At 71.8% G+C, this 19,236-nt stretch carries 15 protein-coding genes and 3 pseudogenes; 9 read left to right on the top strand and 9 right to left on the bottom strand.

Annotated elements, in window-relative coordinates; translation table 11 throughout:
* From ACS04_RS02815 to ACS04_RS02800, 4 genes and pseudogenes are all read right to left on the bottom strand, one after another.
* A pseudogene (locus tag ACS04_RS02815) lies at positions 1–201 on the bottom strand (hypothetical protein); the annotation flags it as partial.
* Positions 202–307: 106 nt separating this feature from the next.
* Positions 308–1,219 carry an N-acetylneuraminate synthase family protein gene (locus ACS04_RS02810; protein WP_048474851.1) on the bottom strand — a complete coding sequence of 304 codons (912 nt, stop codon included), beginning with the start codon at positions 1,217–1,219 and terminating at the stop codon, positions 308–310.
* 20 nt (positions 1,220–1,239) lie between these two features.
* Positions 1,240–1,962, bottom strand: a pseudogene (locus tag ACS04_RS02805) (acylneuraminate cytidylyltransferase family protein); the annotation flags it as partial.
* Positions 1,959–3,341, bottom strand: a complete 1,383-nt coding sequence (locus ACS04_RS02800; RefSeq protein WP_048474850.1) for a DUF6716 putative glycosyltransferase — start codon at positions 3,339–3,341, stop codon at positions 1,959–1,961. The gene ACS04_RS02800 and the pseudogene ACS04_RS02805, both read right to left, overlap by 4 nt.
* A gap of 176 nt (positions 3,342–3,517) precedes the next feature.
* Between ACS04_RS02800 and ACS04_RS02795 the strand changes: the two genes are divergently transcribed.
* Positions 3,518–4,495 (top strand): glycosyltransferase family 2 protein, encoded by a 978-nt coding sequence (locus tag ACS04_RS02795; protein ID WP_048474849.1) that lies wholly within the window; start codon positions 3,518–3,520, stop codon positions 4,493–4,495.
* Complete coding sequence (locus ACS04_RS02790; protein ID WP_048474848.1) at positions 4,495–5,877, top strand: polysialyltransferase family glycosyltransferase; 1,383 nt, start codon at positions 4,495–4,497, stop codon at positions 5,875–5,877. Before ACS04_RS02795 ends, ACS04_RS02790 begins: the two co-directional genes overlap by 1 nt.
* Positions 5,878–5,928: 51 nt before the next feature.
* Here the strand turns inward: ACS04_RS02790 and leuE are convergent, their stop codons facing one another.
* Positions 5,929–6,588, bottom strand: a complete 660-nt coding sequence (gene leuE / locus ACS04_RS02785; protein WP_048474847.1) for a leucine efflux protein LeuE — start codon at positions 6,586–6,588, stop codon at positions 5,929–5,931.
* A gap of 44 nt (positions 6,589–6,632) precedes the next feature.
* Positions 6,633–8,213 carry an acyl-CoA mutase large subunit family protein gene (locus tag ACS04_RS02780; protein WP_048474846.1) on the bottom strand — a complete coding sequence of 527 codons (1,581 nt, stop codon included), beginning with the start codon at positions 8,211–8,213 and terminating at the stop codon, positions 6,633–6,635.
* A gap of 176 nt (positions 8,214–8,389) precedes the next feature.
* Between ACS04_RS02780 and ACS04_RS02775 the strand changes: the two genes are divergently transcribed.
* Positions 8,390–9,262, top strand: a complete 873-nt coding sequence (locus ACS04_RS02775; protein ID WP_048474845.1) for a L,D-transpeptidase family protein — start codon at positions 8,390–8,392, stop codon at positions 9,260–9,262.
* A 323-nt stretch (positions 9,263–9,585) separates the two neighbouring features.
* Here ACS04_RS02775 and ACS04_RS35195 read toward each other — a convergent pair whose 3' ends face one another.
* Together ACS04_RS35195 and ACS04_RS02765 are read right to left on the bottom strand one after the other, a co-directional pair.
* Positions 9,586–10,647, bottom strand: a complete 1,062-nt coding sequence (locus ACS04_RS35195; RefSeq protein WP_053080679.1) for a hypothetical protein — start codon at positions 10,645–10,647, stop codon at positions 9,586–9,588.
* On the bottom strand, positions 10,647–11,390 hold the full coding sequence (locus ACS04_RS02765) for an RNA polymerase sigma factor (RefSeq protein WP_048474844.1): 744 nt from the start codon (positions 11,388–11,390) through the stop codon (positions 10,647–10,649). The genes ACS04_RS35195 and ACS04_RS02765 overlap by 1 nt, the downstream gene beginning before the upstream one ends.
* A gap of 343 nt (positions 11,391–11,733) precedes the next feature.
* On the opposite strand from ACS04_RS02765, the gene ACS04_RS02760 reads away from it, so the two are divergent.
* The 6 genes and pseudogenes from ACS04_RS02760 to ACS04_RS02735 all read left to right on the top strand — a co-directional run bounded on the left by ACS04_RS02760 (position 11,734) and on the right by ACS04_RS02735 (position 16,708).
* Positions 11,734–12,339, top strand: a complete 606-nt coding sequence (locus ACS04_RS02760) for a 2-oxo-4-hydroxy-4-carboxy-5-ureidoimidazoline decarboxylase (RefSeq protein WP_078864376.1) — start codon at positions 11,734–11,736, stop codon at positions 12,337–12,339.
* Between the two features lie 152 nt (positions 12,340–12,491).
* A complete protein-coding gene (gene sdhC / locus ACS04_RS02755) occupies positions 12,492–12,872 on the top strand; it encodes a succinate dehydrogenase, cytochrome b556 subunit (RefSeq protein WP_078864375.1) in 381 nt (126 codons plus the stop codon).
* Between the two features lie 5 nt (positions 12,873–12,877).
* Positions 12,878–13,360, top strand: a complete 483-nt coding sequence (locus tag ACS04_RS02750) for a succinate dehydrogenase hydrophobic membrane anchor subunit (RefSeq protein WP_048474842.1) — start codon at positions 12,878–12,880, stop codon at positions 13,358–13,360.
* A gap of 23 nt (positions 13,361–13,383) precedes the next feature.
* Positions 13,384–15,138, top strand: coding sequence for a succinate dehydrogenase flavoprotein subunit (gene sdhA / locus ACS04_RS02745; protein ID WP_048474841.1), 1,755 nt, complete (start codon positions 13,384–13,386; stop codon positions 15,136–15,138).
* Positions 15,138–15,902: pseudogene (locus tag ACS04_RS02740) on the top strand (succinate dehydrogenase iron-sulfur subunit); the annotation flags it as partial. The gene sdhA and the pseudogene ACS04_RS02740, both read left to right, overlap by 1 nt.
* A 203-nt stretch (positions 15,903–16,105) precedes the next feature.
* Complete coding sequence (locus ACS04_RS02735; RefSeq protein ID WP_048474840.1) at positions 16,106–16,708, top strand: membrane protein; 603 nt, start codon at positions 16,106–16,108, stop codon at positions 16,706–16,708.
* Here ACS04_RS02735 and ACS04_RS02730 read toward each other — a convergent pair.
* Positions 16,684–19,236, bottom strand: coding sequence for a DUF4132 domain-containing protein (locus tag ACS04_RS02730; RefSeq protein ID WP_048474839.1), 2,553 nt, complete (start codon positions 19,234–19,236; stop codon positions 16,684–16,686). The genes ACS04_RS02735 and ACS04_RS02730 overlap by 25 nt on opposite strands.

Genomic DNA, 19,236 nt, shown 5'->3' with positions numbered 1-19,236 from the left:
GGGGGCGCGGACCGGGGCGGCCGCGGCCCCGCCGGCCCCGGCCGGGCCGCGGGAGCCGGCCCGGCCGGGCTGGGCCGGGACGGCGTCGAGCAGCGGGGCGCCGCCCGGGGCGCACGCGGCCTGGGCGTGCGCCCACTCCAGGACGTTCAGGAGCTGGACCGGACTCTCGACGAAAGCCAGGGTGGAGGCGGAGGGGGTCACCACGTACTCCTCGTCAGGGGCGGGGCGGGGCGCCGTACCGGACGGACACCGGACGGAGCGCCGGACGGGCCGCGGGGTGGGATCGCGGCCCGGACCGGGGGGAGGGTCAGACCGAGGCGAGGTCGCCCCGGACCCGTCGGAGCTTCTTCATGGGGCCGAGCTCGGACTCGTAGACGCGCTTGACGCCGTCGCCGAGGGCGGTCTCGATGGTGCGGATGTCGCGGACCAGGCGGGCCAGACCGCCGGGCTCCACGGAGGCGGCCTGGTCGGAGCCCCACATGGCCCGGTCGAGGGTGATGTGGCGCTCGACGAAGGCGGCGCCGAGGGCGACGGCCGCCAGGGTGGTCTGCAGGCCGGTCTCGTGGCCCGAGTAGCCGATCGGCACGTTCGGGTACTCCTCCTGGAGGGTGTTGATCACCCGCAGGTTGAGCTCCTCGGCCTTGGCCGGGTAGGTGGACGTGGCGTGGCAGAGCAGGATGTTGTCGCTGCCGAGCACCTCCACCGCGTGGCGGATCTGCTTCGGGGTGGACATGCCGGTGGAGAGGACGACGGTGCGGCCGGTGGCGCGCAGGGCGCGCAGCAGCTCGTCGTCGGTGAGGGAGGCGGAGGCCACCTTGTGGGCGGGGACGTCGAACTTCTCCAGGAAGGCGACGGCCTCGGTGTCCCACGGGGAGGCGAACCAGTCGATGCCGCGCTTGGCGCAGTACTCGTCGATGGAGCGGTACTCGGCCTCGCCGAACTCGACGCGGTGGCGGTAGTCGATGTACGTCATCCGGCCCCAGGGGGTGTCGCGCTCGATGTCCCACTGGTCGCGCGGGGTGCAGATCTCCGGGGTGCGCTTTTGGAACTTCACGGCGTCGCAGCCCGCATCGGCGGCGGCGTCGATGAGGGCGAACGCGTTGCCGAGGTCGCCGTTGTGGTTGATGCCGATCTCACCGACGACGTACACGGGCCGGCCGGGGCCGGCGGTGCGCGAGCCGAAGGTGCGCAGGCGGGGGTTGGGGGTGTCGACGGTCATGGCAGCTGAGGTCCTTCGTTCGGTGCGTGGGGGTGCTCGGGGGAGGTGAACAGGGGGGCGAGGAGGCGGGCGCGCGCCAGGTCGTGCGGGTCGTCGATCTCCAGGACCCGTGCGGGGTCGGTGGGGACGGGGAGGGTGCGCCCGAAGAAGCGGTGGCGCGCGCCGCGGAAGCCGGCGGCGTCCATGGCGTACGCGGCTCCGGTCTCCAGCAGGTCCTGGGGGCGGTCCTGGCGGCGGGGGCGGACGGCCTTGTCGTGGTTGACCCCGGTCCCGCCGGTGCCGTCGGCCGTCTCGCGCCAGAGGAACCCGTGGAACGGGGCGACGGTCAGGGCCGAGTCGGCCGCGCCGGTGGCGACGGCGGCGGCGACCGACTCGACGTCGCCGGAGGTCAGGAAGGGGCTGGTGCACTGGACGAGGAGGACGACGTCCACGGTGAGGGAGTGCAGCTCCTCGAAGGCGTCGAGCGCGTGCAGGACGGCCGCCTCGCTGCCGGCCGTGTCCCCGGAGAGCGCCGCGGGGCGGCGGATCACGGCGGCCCCGGCGGCGCGGGCCGCTTCGGCGATGGGCTCGGCGTCGGTGGAGACCACGACGTCGGTGACGGTGGCCGCGCCCCGGCAGGCCTGGACGGCCCGTACGACGAGGGGCACCCCGGCCACTTCGGCGAGGTTCTTGCCGGGGACTCCCTTGGAGCCGCCGCGGGCCGGGATCACGGCCAGGACGCGGGGGCTCGCGGGGGCGGTCACAGCTCCCCCATCCGGCGGATCACCGGGGCCACGCGCTGGACGCCGTGCCGGTACGCCCCCCGGGCGGCGTCGCGCAGGTACGAGCGGAGCCGGCGGCGCAGCCGGGACTCCCCCTCGTCGTCCCGGACGGCTCCGGGCAGCGGGCTGCCGTCGGGGGCGAGGTGGTGGCGGGCGAGGATCCCGGGCAGGTACCGGGGCGCGGTGACCTGCGTGTAGTAGGGGGCCACGGCGGGGAGCACCGGCAGCTCCAGCAGCTCGGCGAGCCGCTCGCGCGCGGCGGCGAAGGGATCACCGGCACGGGAGGGATCACCGGCGCGGGAGGGATCACCGGCGCCGGAGGCGCCCGTCACGCCCTGGTCGGCCAGCCAGTCGGGGTCGCCCTGCGGCAGCAGGCCCGCGTCGAGCTGGTCCCAGGAGGCCAGGCAGCCCGAGCCGAGGAAGTGATGGTTTCCGAGCGCCTCGCGGATGCCGAGGTCGGTGAGGACCGCCGTCGGGATCCCGCGGTGCAAGGACTCCAGCGCGGCCGTGGAGGAGACGGTGACCAGCAGGTCCGTACCGTCCAGGACCTCGCCCATGTTCCCGTACACCAGCCGGCAGTTGGCGGGCAGTCCGCCCGGGATGCGCTCGGCGAGCCGCTGGTAGGGCTGCTCCTCCAGATGCGTGGTGTGCTCCCCCGGGCGGCTGCGCAGCTTGATCAGCACCTCGCGACCGGGGTGCAGCCGGGCGTGCCCCGCGGCGCGTTCCAGCAGGTAGGCGCGGTCGGCGCGGCTCTCGGGGACGGACGGCTGGACGGCGAAGACGACCGTGTGGGCGCGGCTGCCGGCCTTCTCGTACGCCGCTCCCTCCAGGAAGGGCAGCGCGGTCCGGGTGACGGCGCCGGCGTCCGCGCCGACGCCCTCGTAGACCGCGCGGAAGCGTCCCGCGTCGTAGCGGGAGTTGGCGAGGACGAGGTCGGCGCCGTGGCGCAGCAGCAGGCCGTCGGCGAGCTTCTCGTATACGACGCCCACGTACCCGGTGACGAGCACGGGGCGCTCGGCCGGCTCCGGCCACAGCGCGCGGATCCCGTGCAGGACGGCCTGGACGGCCCCGCCGACGAGGGCGAGGACGACGACGTCGTACTTCTCGCGCTCGATCTCCGCGAGGAACTGTGCGCAGGTCACCTCGGAGAGCCGCTCCGCGCGGACGCCCACTTCGCCGAGCTGGCGCGCCGTCGGGGTGGCCCGGCCGCGGAGCAGGAATCCGGTGAGGTGCGGTTCTTCCGACAGGCGGCGGGCGGTGAGTGCGCCCCATTTCCACCGCGTATCGGAATCGGCGAGTACGGCGACGCGGAGGGCAGTCCGGGGACGACTACGGGATGCTGCGCGATTACTGGCTGGCACCCGGCAGAAGCTATTCCGCAATTTCGGTGATCGGCCCAACGAGCGCACAACAGCGGGTTAACAACCCGTCGACGTGATGCGAAACCGCACCGGTTAACGCGCCTGCCCCGCGTCGTTCACATGGAATCCGCGTACGGGCCATGGTGAATGCCGGAGGGCGCCTTAATGTCTCGCGGGTGCTCAAGCTCTCTGTTGTCGTGCCGTTCTACAACGTGCAGACATACGCACCGGATGCCCTGAAAAGCCTCGAACTGAACGCCCGGGACGATTTCGAGTTCCTGCTCGTCGACGACCGCTCGACGGACGGCACGCCCGAACTCCTGGAGCGGGCGGCGCGCGAGCTGCCGGGGGCGGTGCTCCTCAGACACGAACGGAACGGCGGCCTGGCCACCGCCCGGAACACCGGCCTGGACGCGGCGCGCGGCGAGTACGTCACGTTCCTGGACGGCGACGACTGGCTGGCGCCCGGCCACCTGGCCCGCACCCTGGCCGCCATAGAGGCTCTGAACTGCGATTTCGTCCGCAACGACCATGTCCAGGTGACCGGCCGCACCCGCAGCGTGCAGCGCGTTCCCCACGGTCCGCAGCTGGTCGCCGGCGATCCGCGCGCCGGGATCCTGCCCTCCTCCCGGGCCACCTCGGTCGACTACCCGTACGCCTGGGCCGGGATGTACCACCGGCGGCTGCTGGACCGCGGACTGCTGCACTTCACCGACGGCCTGCGCACGGCGGAGGACCGGCCGTGGATCTGGCGGCTGCACCGGGGGGCCGATTCCTTCGCGGCGATCGGACTGCCGGGGATCTTCTACCGGCGCGGGGTCGCGACCTCGCTCACGCAGATCAAGGACGAGCGCCAGCTCGATTTCATCAAGGCTTTCGACCAGGTCCTGGCGGATATCGCGGAGGACCGGGAAAGTGATCTTCTGCTTCCGAAAGCAGTCCGAACATATTGTGCAATTATCGCGCACCATATCGGGACCATCGAGAGGTACGAACCGGCCGTGGCGAGAAAACTCCGTTCGATGAGCACGGCCGCGCTCGGACGCATGCCCCAGGACGTACTCGACGGGACACTGGACTCGATGGACGCCGACCGCGCCGCGGTGCTGCGCCGCCTGCGCCGCCGGCCCGCACGAGCGGGAGCCTCGCTCTGATGGCGACGCAGAACGCTCTGACGGCGACGCGGGACATCCCCTGCACGCAGATCTTCCTCGCCTCCACCCTGTACGGAATGGCCACGCTCGCCGCCGGCATCGACGCGGGCGGTTTCCCGCCGGCCGGCCGGCGCATCCTGCTCACCAGCAATCACGCCCTCACCGCCGAGGTCTCCCCCGGCCTCGCCGGCATGCCGGGCTTCGCCGCGCTCAGCACCCGCTTCGACGAGGTCCTCGACTGGAACGCCGCCATCGCCCCGCAGCACCCGAGCGTCTGGGCCCCGCGCCCCGAGGACGTCCCGCTCTGGGAGCGCCAGCTGCGGGCGGTCTGGGCGCTGGGCGAGGACCGCGTCGAGATCATCGTGGAGTCGATCCAGGTCCCGCCCGCCCGGACGCTGTGCGCACTGTTCCCCGGCGCCGCCGTCGACGTGTACGCCGACGGGCTGATGAGCTACGGACCCACCCGCTTCCGCCTCGACCCGCAGCTCGGGATGCGTGTGCGCCGCGTCCTGCACCTGGACCTGGTGCCGGGTCTGGAGCCGCTGCTGCTCACCGAGTTCGGCGTACGGCCGGAGCTGGTCCCGACCCCCGAGTTCCTGAAGGTGCTCGCCGAGCTGCCCTCGTACGGGCCCGAGCTGGACGGGGTCGGCGAGGCCCCGGCGCTGCTGCTCGGCCAGTACCTCTCCGCGCTCGAACTCCTCTCCCCGCAGGAAGAGGAGGAGCTGCACGTGGAGATGGTCCGGGGCGCGCACGCCCTCGGCCACCACGAGCTCGTCTTCAAACCGCACCCCAGCGCCCCCGCCGCGTACTCGCGCCGCGCCGAGGCCGAGGCCGAGCGGCTGGGCGCCCGGCTCACCGTCGCGGCCACCCCGGTCCTGGCCGAGACCCTCTACCAGCGGCTGCGGCCCGCCCTGGTCGTCGGCTGCTTCTCCACCGGGCTGCTGACCGCCGCCACCCTGTACGGACTGCCCGTCGCGCGTACCGGGACCGAGGCCGTACTGGCCCGCCTGGCCCCGTACCAGAACAGCAACCGGATCCCGCTGACGATCGTGGACGCGGCCCTGCCCGCCCTCGCGGACGCCGGGGCCGTCGCCGGCTGGACCGCGCCCGGCCCCGAGGAGAACCGGGACCGGCTGACCGGGCTGCTCACCGCGGTCGGGTTCACCATGCAGCCGCAGATCCTCGCCCCGCGCCGCAGCGAGGCCGAGCGGTACCTGGCCGCGCACCTGGACGACCGGACCTGGCGCTACTTCAAACGGCGCCGGCTGACCACCCTCGGGCTGCCCGGAGGCATCCCGGCCCAGCTGTCCTTCCTGCCGAACAGCCGGGTCGTCCGCCGCGTGGTCCGCCGGCTGAAGCGGCTGCGGCGGCCCATCGGCTGACGGCGGGAACGGCGGGACCCGGAGGGGGCCGCCGGGGTCCGAAAGGCTCCCCTAGCCGACGGCCAGCTTCGCCGCGAAGCCGAGGAACAGCACGCCCGCCGCCGAAGTGGCCCCGGCCGACAGCCGCCTGCGGCGGCGGAAGGCGGCGGACAGCCGGGTCCCCCCGAAGATCAGCAGCGTCAGGTACAGGAAGCTGCCGAGCTGGAGCAGCGCACCGAGCAGCAGGAACGAGAGCGCCGGGTAGGCGTACGAGGGGTCCACGAACTGCACGAAGAAGGAGACGAGGAACAGGATCGCCTTGGGGTTGAACAGGCTGATCAACAGCGCCCGCCGGTACGGCCGCTCCCCCTCGGCGCCGTCGCCCCCGGCCCCGGCCGGCGCCCCGGCCGGCTCCTCCCGCTCGGCCCGCGAGCGCCACAGCGCCCACGCCCCGCGCATCATCCCGATGGCGAGCCAGGTCAGGTACCCGGCGCCGAGCACCTTGACGATGCCGAAGGCCACCGGGCTGGCCTGGAGCAGCGCCCCGGCCCCGGCGGCGGCGAGCACCATGAGCACGGCGTCGCCGGTGAACACCCCGGCGGCGGCCTTGTACCCGGTCCGCACCCCGCGGCGCGCGGCGACCGAGAGCACGTACAGCGAGTTCGGCCCCGGCAGCAAAATGATCAGTACGAGTCCGACGAGATAGGTCGGCAGATCGGTGACACCCAGCATGAGCAGGAGTGTCCCATGGGGACGCACCTGTCGTCGCCGGGATTTCACCATGTGGAATCCGTCGGTTCGTACGTCCCCCAGACCTCCCGCAGCGCGTTGCAGACCTCACCCACCGTGGCCCGCGCGCGCAGGGCCTCCTTCATCGGATAGAGCACGTTCGCCGTCCCGGCCGCCGCCTCGCGCAGGGCGGCCAGCGCCGCCGCCACCGCCTCGCCGTCGCGCTCCGCGCGCAGCGCCGCCAGCGCCGCCCGCTGCCGGTCCTCGATCCGCGGGTCGACGCGCAGGGGCTCGTACCGCTCCTCCTGCTCCAGCGTGAAGCGGTTGACCCCGACCACCACGCGCTCACCGCCGTCCGTCTCGCGCGCGATGCGGTACGCGTTGCGCTCGATCTCCCCCTTCTGGAAGCCGGCCTCGATCGCGGCCACCGCCCCGCCGAGGTCCTCGACCCGGCGCATCAGCGCGAGCGCGGCCTCCTCCACCTCGTCCGTCATCCGCTCCACGGCGTACGAGCCGGCGAAGGGGTCGACGGTGTGCGGGACGTCCGTCTCGTACGCGAGCACCTGCTGGGTGCGCAGCGCGAGGCGCGCCGCTTTCTCCGTCGGCAGGGCGATCGCCTCGTCGAAGGAGTTGGTGTGCAGCGACTGGGTGCCGCCCAGCACCGCTCCCAGTGCCTGCACGGCCACCCGTACGAGATTGAGCTCGGGCTGCTGCGCCGTCAGCTGGACCCCGGCCGTCTGGGTGTGGAAGCGCAGCATGAGCGACTTCGGGTTCCGGGCCCCGAACTCCTCGCGCATGACGCGGGCCCAGATCCGGCGGGCGGCCCGGAACTTCGCGACCTCCTCCAGCAGGGTGGTGCGGGCGACGAAGAAGAAGGACAGGCGCGGGGCGAACTCGTCGACCTCCATCCCGGCCGCCAGTGCGGTCCGTACGTACGCGATGCCGTCCGCCAGCGTGAAGGCGATCTCCTGCGCGGGCGAGGCCCCGGCCTCGGCCATGTGGTAGCCGGAGATGGAGATGGTGTTCCAGCGGGGGATCTCCGCCTTGCAGTAGCGGAAGGTGTCGGCGGTCAGCCGCAGCGAGGGCTCGGGCGGGAAGATGTAGGTGCCGCGCGCGATGTACTCCTTGAGCACGTCGTTCTGCACGGTCCCGGTCAGCTGCGCGCCCTCGAGCCCGTGCTCCTCGGCGACCAGCTGGTACATGAGGAGGAGGAGCGCCGCCGGGGCGTTGATCGTCATGGACGTGGAGACCCGGTCGAGCGGGATCCCGTCGAAGAGCACCCGCATGTCGTCGACGGAGTCGACGGCGACGCCGACCTTGCCGACCTCCCCGTGGGCGAGGGGCGCGTCGGAGTCGTGCCCCATCTGCGTCGGCAGGTCGAAGGCGACCGACAGTCCGGTGCCGCCGCCCGCGATGAGCTGCCGGTACCGGGCGTTGGACTCGGCCGCCGTGCCGAAGCCGGCGTACTGCCGCATCGTCCACGGCTTGCCGGTGTACATGGTCGGGTAGACGCCTCTTGTGTACGGATACGCCCCCGGTTCTCCCAGTTTGACCTCGGGATCCCACCCCGTCAGATCCCCCGGCCCATACACGGGTTCGATGGGATTCCCGCTCTCGGTACTGGCCATGTGACCAAACCCTCCATGGAGCTGATGGGCTCGGGGCTGATACAACTCCCCGCGGCGGCTCCGGCTGTCTTCTGACGGCCGCTGGTCACAATGGCGCAACATCCCTGGATCGTCTGCAACTGTCCACGCCCGCCAGGCATCACCTACATACACGACGTAGAAATCGGGGGACTGCAATGCTTCGCCAGAGAGTCATAATCCGCACGCTCGGGGTGGCCACCGCCGTCGCGCTCGCCGCGACCGCCTGCGGGCCCCAGAAGACGGAGCCGGCCGGCTCCGCTTCCACGGTTCCGTCCGCGTCCGCGGCGGGTTCCACCCCTGAGACCTCCCCCTCGGCGGACAACAAGCCCGCCGAGGCCTCGCCCTCGCCGTCCGCCTCGCAGTCGGCCTCGCCGTCCGCGTCCCCGTCGCCGACCGTCAAGGCCATCATGGCGAACGGCGACGAGAGCGAGCAGATCCGCGAGCTCCAGGCACGCCTGAAGCAGCTCAAGTACATGACGGTCGCGCCGACCGGGTTCTACGGCTCGAAGACGACCGCCGCGGTCAAGGCCTTCCAGGGGAAGAACGGCCTGACGGCCTCCGGCGCGGTCGACGACGCCACCTGGAAGAAGATCCAGAGCGTCAGCAAGAAGCCCACCGCCGACGAACTGCGCCCGCCGACCGTCAACGAGGTCGACGCGCCGGACCCGCGCTGCATGACGGGCCGCGTGATGTGCATCAGCAAGGAGAGCCGCACGCTCGCCTGGATGATCGACGGCAAGATCGTCTCCACGATGGACGTCCGCTTCGGCTCCGAGAACACTCCGACCCGTGAGGGCCAGTTCAAGGTGGAGTGGAAGGCCAAGGACTGGACGTCGACGATCTACCACACGCCGATGCCGTACGCGATGTTCTTCAGCCAGGGCCAGGCGGTGCACTACTCCGCCGACTTCGCGGCCCGCGGTTACGCCGGCGCCTCGCACGGCTGCGTGAACGTCCGGGACAAGGGGAAGCTGGCATCGCTCTTCGAGCAGGTGCAGGTCGGCGACAAGGTCGTCGTCTACTGGTGACCCCCGGGCCTGCCGGGCGTGCTCCCCGCCGGCTGGGCGTGATCCCCGATGGCGGGGGGGGGTGCCGGTGATCCGGTCGGTGAAGTAAAGGGCGCGGGCAGGGCCGGGGGAACGAACCCTGCCCGCGCCGGGTGCGCAGAGCCCAGGGGTACGGGGGGAACCCCGGCTCATGCGCGGCCGATGACCAGTCGGCTCGATATGTACTGCGCCGCAGGTTCGAAAAGTGTTACAGCCCGTTCATGACGTGGTCCGGAACCTTCCCGGTGAGCCCGTACGGACCACCCGAAAGGTGGCCGGAAAACGCCGTCGGGTCCTTCGGGAGCTCAGCGCGAGGGCAGGCGGGCGGGCGCCGAGATCCCCGGGCTGGCCGGGACGAGCGTCGGGGCCTTGAACACGTCGCCCCCGATGCCCGAACCGCGCGGCATGGTCGTGCCGGTGCCCTTGTCCGGCCCGTCGAGCAGTTCCTCGCAGAAGTGCGGGATGCGCGCGAGGCCCTTCGCCAGCTTCGAGAGCTTGTCGCGGCGGTCCGAGGTCATCTGCCCCGACCGGTAGGCCTCGCACAGGTCCACCGCCTTGAGGCGGGTCTGCTTGTCCGCGTCCTTCAGCGAGGTGGTCCCGCCCGCGAGCGCGTCCTTGCCGTCCTTGGCGGCCTTGCCGTCCCGGCCCTGGGTGTCGGCGCCGCCGCCGGACGCGGCGTCGGGGTCCGTCACCGTTCCGGTTCCGAATCCCTGCAGCGCGCCGGAGTCCGGTCCGCCGGGCGTCGGCCCGCCACCCGGGGTCGGCGGCACGCCGTCGGCGCCCCGGAGGGGAGTGGGCCGCAGCTGCGGGCCCGGGGTCGGGCCCGCGGTGCCGCCGGGCGGCGTCGGGTTCTCGTCCGCGCTGAGGGAGACCGCCGGTACGGGACCCGCCGAATCGTGCGTGCCCCGGTCCAGCAGGCCGGCCCCCGCGGCGACCGCCAGGCCGCCGACGGCGACGCTCGCCAGCGCGGCGACGAGCCCGAAGCGCACCGGGCGGCCGCGCCGGGCCGGGGACGCCGGGGCGGCGAGGGGCAGGATCCTGCCGAGTTCCACGAGGGGGGAGGTGTCACCGCCGGCCGGCTCGGACATCCCGGACGCACCGGATGTCCCGGGCGCCCCGGAGAGTGCGGACGTGCCGGACACCGCCCCGGCCCCGGCGCGCGCCGCGCGGAAGGCGGCCACCGCGGCGGCCTCGCCGGGCAGTTCCGCCCCGGTGGCCGGCTGCGGCGCGGCCAGCAGTTCGAGGGCGGTCCGAAGCCGTGCTTCCGCTTCGCGGGCGCTCGGGTCGCCGCCAGGTACGGCCGGGCCGCCGCGCAGCACTCGTTCCGCCGCGGCCTTGTCCAGCCACCTGTCGCGCTCGTCGGCCATCACATGTCCTTCTGCGTCCGCCAACGTGAATGCGTCACACCGGTTTGCTGTACGAGACCACCGCCCCTGCCGCGCTGAGCGGGCACGGCGTCGAGATCCCTCCCGCCCCCGCCGTCCCTCGCCTGGCCACCGGCATTATGGCCGACCGGGCCCGCCGGATCCGAGCCGGTTTCCGGCTCCGGCGCGAACCCGCCCTCCGCGCAGAGCAGCTCCGCCAGTTTCTTCAGGCCGCGATGGGCCGCGGTGCGCACGGCCCCGGGCCGCTTGCCGAGGGTCTCGGCCGCGGTCTTCGCGTCGAGACCGACGACGACGCGGAGCACCACGGCCTCGGCCTGGTCCTGCGGAAGCTGCGCGATCAGCGCCATGGTCCGGCCGGTCGACAGTGCCTCCATCGCCTCGCCGGCGGTGTCGCTGTCGGCGGCGCGGGTGGTCAGCTCGGTCTCGTCGCCGCCGATGGCGGGACGGCGTCCGCGCATGCGGATGTGATCCAGCGCACGGTTGCGCCCGATGCGGGCGGCCCAGCCGCGGAAGCGGTCGGCGTCGCCGGTGAAGGAGTCGAGGTCGCGGGCGATCTGCAGCCATGCCTCGGAGGTCACGTCCTCCGCGTCGCCGTCTCCGACGAGCGTGCGTACGTATCCGAGCAGGCGCGGGTGCACGGCGCGGTACACAGACCGGAACGCACTCTCGTCGCCGCCCTGTGCCGCGAGCACCGCGGCGGTCAGCTCCGCGTCGTCCCCCAGCAAAGTCCCCAACCGTTTCACTGTCCTGTACCTGTGGCGCAAATCAGCACGTTACGGCTTTCAAGTACCTTCGTCCACGAGTTGTACGGGGAGCAACCAATCGTGCGCGAAGCGGGGTGTGACACAAAACGCACTCGCGGCGCTGACAGGGGTACGGGCTTGTCGCACGAGTCCGTACGGACGGCGACCGGGGCCTCTCCTGTGGGGGGTGGCGGCCTCGGTCGTCTTCCTCTTCCCCCGTCGGGTCCCCACCGGGCCGTTCCCGCGCCACGCCCGTCATCCTTTCGGCTCACTTCCGGGTGAAAACCTCGGATCGGTACGACACACCCGGCCCCGCGTCGCTAGCGTGGCGGTACACCCAAGCCGCGCCCCGAGGAGCCCCCCGCTGTCCAGCCACCTTCCGGCACAGGCCCGCGGCTGCTCCGATCCCTCCGCCGGCTCGGGACTGGCGCGGTTCAACGCCCTCTCCCCCGAGGCCGCCGCGGCCGTGCTGCTGCACTGCTGCGGGAGCCGGCGCTGGGCGCAGCGGGTGGCCGCCCACCGACCGTACCCGGATCCGGGCGCGCTGCTGGCCGCCGCCGACGAGGCCTCGTACGACCTCTCCCAGGCGGACCTCAGCGAGGCGCTGGCCTCGGAGGTCCCGGTGGAGCTGGACCACGGGGCCCCCTACGCCGCGCTCCTGGCGCTGGACGCCGCGCACGCCGAGTACGAGCGCAACTTCGGCCACGTCTTCGTCATCTGCCTGGACGGACACCCGCCGGAGGAGCAGGCGGACCAGCTCCTCGCCGCGATCCGGCGGCGGATGGAGCTGGAGGCCGACGAGGAGCGGTCGATCTCGGCGGACGAGCTGCGCCGCCTCGCCCAGGTGCGGCTCGCCGACCTGACACACTGGCTGACCTCCCAGGACGGGGTAAACGCCGAGGATTCAGGGCTATTCGCCCCTGTGGGATAGTCCGTCCGTGCCTGTTTGATCACACCGATGGACCCGGCGCAAGGGAACCGACAAAGCGTCGCTACGATGTCCGGGGCCGGAGGACCGTACCCGGCCGGGCCCGACCGACAAAGAAGCCGGCTGGCCCCCGCCCCGCTTCCGGAGGGTTTTCCGTGCCGGCTGGAACGTTGTACCGCGGCCGGGAAGGAATGTGGTCCTGGGTGGCTCATCGAGTCACCGGCGTCCTCATCTTCTTCTTCCTGTTCGTACACGTCCTCGACACCGCTCTCGTCCGCGTCTCCCCCGAGGCGTACGACGATGTCGTGGCTACCTACAAGACTCCGATCGTCGCGCTGCTGGAGTACGGCCTCGTCGCCGCCATCCTGTTCCACGCGCTGAACGGTCTCCGTGTGATCGCCGTGGACTTCTGGTCCAAGGGCCCCCGTCTCCAGAAGCAGATGCTCTGGGGCGTCGTGATCGTCTGGATCATCCTGATGATCGGGGCCCTGTACCCCGTCCTGGGCCACGCAGCTGCCGAACTGTTCGGGAAGTGACACTCATGTCTTCTGACACTTCTTCCGCCAAGGCCATCGGCGACGTGGAGGGCGTAAGCCTCTACGACGTCGACAACCCGGCGCCGTACATCGAGGCCCCGCGCAAGCGCACGGGCAGGACCCCGCGCTCGACCCGCGGCAACTTCGAGATGGCCGCCTGGCTGTTCATGCGCCTCTCGGGCATCGTGCTCGTCGTCCTCGTCATCGGCCACCTCCTGATCCAGCTGGTGCTGGACGGCGGCGTCTCCAAGATCGGCTTCGCCTTCGTGGCCGGCCGCTGGGCGTCCCCGTTCTGGCAGGTCTGGGACCTGCTGATGCTGTGGCTGGCCATGCTGCACGGCGCCAACGGTCTGCGTACCGTCATCAACGACTACGCGGAGCGCGCCAACACGCGGCTGTGGCTGAAGGGCCTGCTCTACACCGCCACGGTGTTCACCATCCTTCTGGGCACGCTGGTGATCTTCACCTTCGACCCGAACATCCGCTAGGCAACGGGGCTGAGGCGAAAAAGATGAAGATCCACAAGTACGACACCGTCATCGTCGGCGCAGGTGGCGCAGGCATGCGCGCCGCCATCGAGTCGACGAAGCGCAGCCGCACCGCCGTGCTGACGAAGCTCTACCCCACCCGCTCCCACACGGGCGCCGCGCAGGGCGGCATGGCCGCCGCGCTGGCGAACGTGGAGGAGGACAACTGGGAGTGGCACACCTTCGACACGGTCAAGGGCGGTGACTACCTGGTCGACCAGGACGCCGCCGAGATCCTGGCGAAGGAGGCCATCGACGCGGTCCTCGACCTGGAGAAGATGGGCCTGCCGTTCAACCGCACCCCGGACGGCACCATCGACCAGCGCCGCTTCGGCGGCCACTCGCGCAACCACGGCGAGGCGCCGGTCCGCCGGTCCTGCTACGCCGCGGACCGCACCGGTCACATGATCCTCCAGACGCTCTACCAGAACTGCGTCAAGGAGGGCGTGGAGTTCTTCAACGAGTTCTACGTCCTGGACCAGCTCCTGGTGGAGGAGGACGGCGTCAAGAAGTCGGCCGGTGTGGTCGCGTACGAGCTCGCCACCGGCGAGATCCACGTCTTCCAGGCGAAGTCCGTGATCTACGCCTCGGGCGGCACCGGCAAGTTCTTCAAGGTGACCTCCAACGCGCACACCCTCACGGGTGACGGCCAGGCGGCCTGCTACCGCCGCGGCCTGCCGCTGGAGGACATGGAGTTCTTCCAGTTCCACCCGACGGGCATCTGGCGCATGGGCATCCTGCTGACGGAGGGCGCCCGCGGTGAGGGCGGCATCCTCCGCAACAAGGACGGCGAGCGCTTCATGGAGAAGTACGCGCCGGTCATGAAGGACCTCGCGTCCCGTGACGTCGTCTCGCGCTCCATCTACACCGAGATCCGCGAGGGCCGCGGCTGCGGTCCGGCCGGTGACCACGTGTACCTGGACCTGACGCACCTGCCGCCGGAGCAGCTCGACGCGAAGCTCCCGGACATCACCGAGTTCGCGCGCACGTACCTGGGCATCGAGCCGTACACGGACCCGATCCCGATCCAGCCCACCGCGCACTACGCCATGGGCGGCATCCCGACGAACGTCGAGGGTGAGGTCCTGGCGGACAACACCACCGTCGTCCCGGGCCTGTACGCGGCCGGCGAGGTCGCCTGCGTCTCCGTGCACGGCGCCAACCGCCTCGGCACCAACTCGCTGCTGGACATCAACGTGTTCGGCAAGCGCTCGGGCATCGCCGCGGCCAAGTACGCGCAGGAGAACGACTACGTCGAGCTCCCCGAGAACCCGGCGCAGCAGGTCGTCGACCTCGTCGAGCACCTGCGCAACTCCACGGGCAAGGAGCGGGTCGCCGACCTGCGCCTGGAGCTCCAGGAGACGATGGACGCCTGCGTGATGGTCTTCCGTACGGAGCAGACCATCAAGACCGCGGTCGAGAAGATCGCGGAGCTGCGCGAGCGCTACAAGAACGTGTCCGTCCAGGACAAGGGCAAGCGCTTCAACACGGACCTGCTGGAGGCCATCGAGCTGGGCAACCTGCTCGACCTGGCCGAGGTCATGGCCGTGTCCGCGCTCGCGCGCAAGGAGTCCCGCGGCGGTCACTACCGCGAGGACTACCCGAACCGCGACGACGTCAACTTCATGCGCCACACCATGGCGTACCGCGAGGTCGGAGCCGATGGCTCGGACTCGGTCCGGCTCGACTACAAGCCGGTCGTGACGACCCGCTACCAGCCGATGGAGCGTAAGTACTGATGGCTACCCCGACCCTGTCCAAGACGGACAAGATGGAAGAGGCGGCAGCGGCCTCCCCGTACATCACGGTCACGTTCCGGATCCGCCGCTTCAACCCCGAGATCTCGGACGAGGCGCAGTGGCAGGACTTCCAGATCGAGATCGACCCGAAGGAGCGCGTGCTCGACGGTCTCCACAAGATCAAGTGGGACCTCGACGGCACGCTGACCTTCCGCCGGTCGTGCGCGCACGGCATCTGCGGCTCCGACGCGATGCGGATCAACGGCAAGAACAGGCTCGCCTGCAAGACGCTGATCAAGGACATCAACCCGGAGAAGCCGATCACCGTCGAGGCCATCAAGGGCCTCACGGTGATGAAGGACCTCGTCGTCGACATGGAGCCCTTCTTCCAGGCGTACCGCGACGTCATGCCGTTCCTCGTCACCAAGGGGAACGAGCCGACGCGTGAGCGCCTGCAGTCGGCCGAGGACCGCGAGCGGTTCGACGACACCACCAAGTGCATCCTGTGCGCCGCGTGCACGTCCTCGTGCCCGGTGTTCTGGAACGACGGGCAGTACTTCGGCCCGGCGGCGATCGTCAACGCGCACCGCTTCATCTTCGACTCGCGCGACGAGGCCGGCGAGCAGCGGCTGGAGATCCTGAACGACAAGGACGGCGTGTGGCGCTGCCGCACGACCTTCAACTGCACCGACGCGTGCCCCCGCGGCATCGAGGTCACGAAGGCGATCCAGGAAGTCAAGCGCGCCCTGATCACGCGCCGCTTCTGCCCGCTCCGCGGTCGCCGGTACGAGGGCCCCGCCCCGGAATGCGTATTCCGGGGCGGGGCCCTCGCCCGTTCGGGTGAGCACGCGCCTTCCGTGATCGCCGACCGCCGGCGCAGCCCCCTGCACGCAGGCCGCGCAGGCCGAGCCCGAAGGCGAATGGGCGGGGGTACTCGGCCGGGGTTCGCTGTGGAAAGATCGAGCGCATGAGCGAGCAGCAGCCGAATCCGTACTCAGGTGACAACGGGGCCCCGGGCGGCCCCGGTTATGGCTATCCCCAGGGGTATCCGGCGACGCCGGGGACCCCCGGGTACGGGTACCCGGCCCAGCCGCCCGCGCCGGGGTACGGATACCCCCAGGACACCCCGCCCGCGCCCGGATACCAGCCGACCATGGGCGGCGCCGGAATCCCCGCCCCCGGGCAGCCCCCGATCATGCCGCCCGGGCAGCCCCAGGCGTTCGGCGGCGGGTCCGGGTTCGCCCTCGGCGACATCACCATCGCCGGGGACCAGATCATGACCCCCTCGGGCCCGATGCCGCTGCGGGGCGCCATGTGGAACGCCTCGGACCTCTCCCGCACGGAGACGAAGATCCCGGCGCACGCCATCGTGCTCGCCGTCATCTTCTTCCTGTTCTGCCTGCTCGGTCTGCTCTTCCTCCTCATGAAGGAGAAGACCACCACCGGCTACATCCAGGTCACGGTCACGAGCGGCGGCCGGCACCACTCCACGATGATCCCGGCCGTCGACGCGAGCACCTACCACTGGGTCATGAACCAGATCAACTACGCCCGTTCCCTCAGTATCTGACGGGTGATCGTCGGGTCGGTGATGCCGGTGTCGGCCGCCAGCATCATCGCCTTGCTGAGGATCAGCGCGAGCGTCCGGTCCCCCTCGAACGGCAGGTACCCGGTCTCCGGCCCGGAGGCCGAACGCCCCGCCGGGACGATGCACAGGTACTGGTCGCCCGGGTCCATGAGGATGTTGCCCGACCCCAGGTGGATCCGGTACGTGCGCAGCTCGCCCCGTACGTGCAGGAACCGGCCCTCGATCCGGCACCGGTCGGCGATGGCGAGCCTGGGGACCAGCCGCTCCAGCAGGAGCCGGCGGGTCTCGGCCGTCTGGCTCAGCTCGCCGAACCCGTACGCGTTCCAGTAGTCGCGGAAGCGGCCCTCGGGGCCGCCGTCCTGCCACGTCGGGTCGTTGCCGACGCTGGCCACCCCGACGAACAGGTCCACGTCGCGCAGGACTTCGCTGAGCACGAGCGCGGGCACCTCGGCCAGCGGCACCGGATCGACGGGCGCCTCGCCGTTCCTCAGCCACATCGTGTACTCGCCGCCGCAGGCGTGCGCCGTGTTCTGCGGGGCGTCGATCGGATAGAAGCGGACCTGGTCGGTGCGCAGCCGCAGGAAGCTGCCCGAATCGGTGATGTCCTCGTACTCGCCGTCCCCGGTGTCGCCCTCGATCCAGTACTCGGCGCGCAGCCCCCACCGCGGCAGCTCGCGCACGGCGGGCGGGGCGGTGTCGTCGACGGCGAGGCGCAGCTGGTTGCGCCAGCCGCGGACGGCGGCCAGGGAGTGGAACTGGTGCTGGCGCAGGTAGTGCGCGGCGAAGCGGTTGGAGTACGTGCCGGTGCGGACCTCGGCGTCGGTCAGCGGGTACACCTCGCGGTGGGCCTGCTTGAACGGCTGGGTGACGCCGTGCCGTTCGAGCCGGTCCCGCCAGGCGGCCACCTCGGCCGGTTCGCGGTCGACGGGATGCCAGAGGGTGACCTCGGCGCCCTCGGTGACCGGGCTGCCGGCGAGGGTGCGCAGCTCGCCGTCGGCGAAGCCGACCGGGGTGCCGTCCACGACCCAGAGCAGGCGCCGGGCCAGGGTTCCGACCAGGGGGTGGTCGAGGTACCGCTCGCGCCACTTCCCGTACGACCAGGTGCGGCGGGCGAGGAACTGCCGGTCCAGCCGCTCGGCCTGCGCCCCGAGCATCTTGTCGATGTCCTTGACGGCCGCCTTGAGCTCCTTGAGCTCCTCGGGGTGGTCGCGGCGCACGGCGGCGGGCACGCTCTTGACCGCCTTGCCGGTGGCGCTGCGCCAGGAGAGCAGCGCCTTGGAGCCGCGGACCTCCACGAGGGCGGTGGTCTCGCCCAGCGCGTGCTCGGCGCGGCCCACGGCGGTGAGCCCGTACGCCGGCACCGCGAGCTCCTCGATCTCCTCGCGGTTGAGCCCGAGCGCGGCGGCCCGCGCCTCCAGGGCCGAGTCCAGCATCTTGAGGGTGCCCTTGAACGTCACGCGGGTGGCCAGGCGGGCCAGCTCGGCGAGGGCGGCCTCGCCGTCGATGCGGGAGAGGGCGGTGACGCAGGCGTTGGCCACCTTGGGGTTGCGCGGGCCCAGGCCCGAGACCTTGCGCAGCGAGGTCTCGGCGAGCGCGCCGAGCACCCGCGCGGTGTCGGGGTGCGGGGGCAGGAAGGAGAGCAGCCAGGCCAGACCGCGCAGGGCGTTGGCGTTGTACGCGTCGTAGACCTCGTTCGGGTTCGGCCCGAACCGTGGCTCGTCCAGGGAGAGGGTGCGGGGCGCCCCGACGAGCCGGAACCAGCCGAGCAGCCGCTCGCGTACCGCGTCCTCTCCGATCCCCTCCGTGCCCTGTCCGGTCGCCGCGGCCTGTCCGGTCGCCGCGGCCTGTCCGGTCGCCTGCGCGGCCTCCGTGATCAGCGCCCGGCCGGTCTTCTCCCACTTGGCGCTGGGCTTGGCGGACGTCGCGGTCGCGGCGTGCGCGAGGAGGGCCCGCCAGCGCTCCCCGTCCGCCATCGCCCGCTCCGCCCAGGCCTCGCCGACGTTGAGCACGGGCTCGGTCAGGCGCGCGGCGACCTCCACGAGCGGCTTGTAGACGTACGTACCCAGGGCGCTGCGGCGCAGGGCGGCGACGACGGCCGGCGCCGGCATACGGCCCGCGGCGAGCTCGGCGAGCACCAGCTCCGGCACCCATCCCAGATAGCCGGCCTCGCTCATGCGGCCGATCTCGTCGAACTTCTCGCGCCGCGCGGCGTCTAGCTCTTCGCCCCAGGGCAGGTCCCGGCCGACGGCGGCGGCGAGGGCGAGCGCGTTCACCCGCGCGCCGGACTCCCGCGCGAGCGAGGCGAGGGTGTGGCCGAACGCGTCCACGAGCCGCTGCCGGAACTCGGCGGGGCGGGCGTTGACGTCGGCGACCAGTTGCGCCGCTTCCTTGTTGTTCTGCCAGTGGCCGCTGTAGTGGATGGCGGCCTTCAGCAGCGCGGTGGCGAGCTCGGAGGCGTTCTCGTCCTCCAGGGCGCGGCGCGCCGCGTCCGCGTGGCTGCGGTCGGCCAT

Source organism: Streptomyces roseus (assembly GCF_001044425.1).
GTDB classification, from domain to species: domain Bacteria; phylum Actinomycetota; class Actinomycetes; order Streptomycetales; family Streptomycetaceae; genus Streptomyces; species Streptomyces roseus.
The sequence above is the reverse complement of the archived record's forward strand: the minus strand, read 5'-3'. Positions and strand labels throughout refer to the sequence as shown.